Source organism: Comamonas denitrificans (assembly GCF_042654745.1).
GTDB lineage: Bacteria > Pseudomonadota > Gammaproteobacteria > Burkholderiales > Burkholderiaceae_C > Comamonas > Comamonas denitrificans.
On record NZ_JBHSEY010000059.1, the window covers coordinates 1 to 2,195 of the forward strand.

General features: G+C 51.1%; 1 rRNA gene. It reads right to left on the minus strand.

From position 1 onward, the window contains the following. Nucleotides 1–2,195 (minus strand): 23S ribosomal RNA (locus ACFO24_RS13260); the annotation flags it as partial.

The following is a 2,195-nucleotide window of genomic DNA, read 5'->3' on the forward strand; positions in this document are numbered from 1 at the left end:
TTCCTCAAATCTGCAGCGCCCACGGAAGATAGGGACAAAACTGTCTCACGACGTTTTAAACCCAGCTCACGTACCTCTTTAAATGGCGAACAGCCATACCCTTGGGACCGACTACAGCCCCAGGATGAGATGAGCCGACATCGAGGTGCCAAACACCGCCGTCGATATGAACTCTTGGGCGGTATCAGCCTGTTATCCCCAGAGTACCTTTTATCCGTTGAGCGATGGCCCTTCCATACAGAACCACCGGATCACTATGTCCTGCTTTCGCATCTGCTTGACTTGTCAGTCTCGCAGTTAAGCACGCTTATGCCATTGCACTATCGTCACGATGTCCGACCGTAACTAGCGTACCTTCGAACTCCTCCGTTACACTTTGGGAGGAGACCGCCCCAGTCAAACTGCCTACCATGCACTGTCCCCGATCCAGATAATGGATCTAGGTTAGAACCTCAAACACACCAGGGTGGTATTTCAACGTTGGCTCCAAGCGAACTAGCATCCGCTCTTCAAAGCCTCCCACCTATCCTACACAAGTCTATTCAAAGTCCCATACAAAGCTACAGTAAAGGTTCATGGGGTCTTTCCGTCTTTCCGCGGGTAGATTGCATCATCACAAACATTTCAACTTCGCTGAGTCTGCGGAGGAGACAGCGTGGCCATCGTTACGCCATTCGTGCAGGTCGGAACTTACCCGACAAGGAATTTCGCTACCTTAGGACCGTTATAGTTACGGCCGCCGTTTACTGGGACTTCGATCAAGAGCTTGCACCCCATCAATTAATCTTCCAGCACCGGGCAGGCGTCACACCCTATACGTCCACTTTCGTGTTTGCAGAGTGCTGTGTTTTTATTAAACAGTCGCAGCCACCGATTTATTGCAACCGCTTTGGGCTCCCTTTGTACAAGTTCACCTACTTGCGGCATACCTTCTCCCGAAGTTACGGTATCAATTTGCCGAGTTCCTTCTCCGCAGTTCTCTCAAGCGCCTTAGAATACTCATCTCGCGCACCAGTGTCGGTTTGCGGTACGGTCACTCAATAGCTGAAGCTTAGTGGCTTTTCCTGGAAGCAGGGTATCACTCACTTCAGGTGCATGCACCCTCGTTATCACTCCTCACCTAAGCTCGGCGGATTTGCCTACCGAGCACGGCTACAAGCTTGAACTGCCTATTCCAACAGACAGCTGAGCTAACCTTCTTCGTCCCCACATCGCACTATTGAGCGGTACAGGAATATTGACCTGTTTCCCATCAGTTACGCATCTCTGCCTCACCTTAGGGGCCGACTCACCCTACGCCGATGAACGTTGCGTAGGAAACCTTGCGCTTACGGCGAGGGGGCTTTTCACCCCCTTTAACGCTACTCATGTCAGCATTCGCACTTCTGATACCTCCAGCATCCGTTACCAGACACCTTCTCAGGCTTACAGAACGCTCTCCTACCACGCACACAATGTGTGCATCCGCAGCTTCGGTAACTGGCTTAGCCCCGTTACATCTTCCGCGCAGGACGACTCGATCAGTGAGCTATTACGCTTTCTTTAAATGATGGCTGCTTCTAAGCCAACATCCTGACTGTTTTAGCCTTCCCACTTCGTTTCCCACTTAGCCAATTTTAGGGACCTTAGCTGGCGGTCTGGGTTGTTTCCCTCTTGAGTCCGGACGTTAGCACCCGGTGCTCTGTCTCCCAAGCTGTACTCTGCGGTATTCGGAGTTTGCCTAGGGTTGGTAAGTCGCCATGACCCCCTAGCCTAAACAGTGCTCTACCCCCGCAGGTAATACTTGAGGCACTACCTAAATAGTTTTCGGAGAGAACCAGCTATTTCCAAGTTTGTTTAGCCTTTCACCCCTATCCACAGCTCATCCGCTAATTTTGCAACACTAGTCGGTTCGGACCTCCAGTACCTGTTACAGCACCTTCATCCTGGCCATGGATAGATCACTTGGTTTCGGGTCTACACCCAGCGACTAAAGACGCCCTATTCGGACTCGATTTCTCTACGCCTGCCCTATTCGGTTAAGCTTGCCACTGAATGTAAGTCGCTGACCCATTATACAAAAGGTACGCAGTCACCCCTTTCGAGGCTCCTACTTTTTGTAAGCATACGGTTTCAGGATCTATTTCACTCCCCTCCCGGGGTTCTTTTCGCCTTTCCCTCACGGTACTGGTTCACTATCGGTCGATGATGAGTAT